General features: G+C 61.1%; 1 protein-coding gene. It reads left to right on the top strand.

Annotated features, from left to right (window positions below; translation table 11 throughout):
- The coding region (gene bamA / locus ACI2KK_RS28955) for an outer membrane protein assembly factor BamA (protein WP_404671645.1) at positions 1-1067 on the top strand (1067 nt) is incomplete at both ends.

Raw genomic sequence — 1067 nt, 5'->3', positions numbered from 1 at the left:
GCGATCAGCACCGAAGACCTGATGAAGGGCCTGAAGCAATCGGGCCTGGCCGAAGGCGAGATCTTCCAGCGTGCAACGCTTGAGGGCGTGCGTAACGAGCTGCAGCGCCAGTACGTGGCCCAGGGCCGCTACTCGGCCGAGGTCGACGCTGAAGTGGTGCCGCAGCCGCGCAACCGCGTGGGTCTGAAGATCAAGATCAACGAAGGCACCGTGGCGGCCATCCAGCACATCAACATCGTCGGCAACACCGTGTTCGACGACGAAGAGCTGGCCCAGCTGTTCGAGCTGAAAACCACCAACTGGCTGTCGTTCTTCAAGAACGACGACAAGTACGCCCGCGAAAAACTCTCCGGTGACCTGGAGCGCCTGCGCTCGTACTACCTGGACCGCGGCTACATCAACATGGACATCGCCTCCACCCAGGTGTCCATCACCCCGGACAAGAAACACGTCTACATCACGGTCAACGTCAACGAAGGCGAAAAATACACCGTGCGTGACGTGAAGCTCTCCGGCGACCTGAAAGTGCCGGAAGACCAGGTCAAGTCGCTGCTGCTGGTGCAGCCTGGCCAGGTGTTCTCGCGCAAGGTCATGACCACCAGCTCCGACCTGATCACCCGCCGCCTGGGTAACGAAGGCTACACCTTCGCCAACGTCAATGGCGTGCCGCAGCCGCACGATGAAGACCACACCGTGGACATCATGTTCGTGGTCGACCCGGGCAAGCGCGCCTACGTCAACCGCATCAACTACCGCGGCAACACCAAGACCGAAGACGAAGTGCTGCGCCGCGAAATGCGCCAGATGGAAGGCGGCTGGGCTTCGACTTACCTGATCGACCAGTCCAAGACCCGTCTTGAGCGCCTGGGCTTCTTCAAGGAAGTCAACGTCGAAACCCCGGCAGTGCCAGGCACCGACGACCAGGTCGACGTGAACTACGCCGTGGAAGAACAAGCCTCGGGCTCGATCACCGCCAGTGTCGGTTTCGCACAAAGCGCGGGCCTGATCCTGGGTGGCTCGATCAGCCAGAGCAACTTCCTCGGTACCGGTAACAAGGTGTCCATCGG

The organism is Pseudomonas sp. NPDC089406 (assembly GCF_044900265.1).
GTDB lineage: Bacteria > Pseudomonadota > Gammaproteobacteria > Pseudomonadales > Pseudomonadaceae > Aquipseudomonas > Aquipseudomonas fakonensis.
Note: the sequence above shows the minus strand (reverse complement) of the source record. Positions and strands in the feature narration are given on the sequence as shown.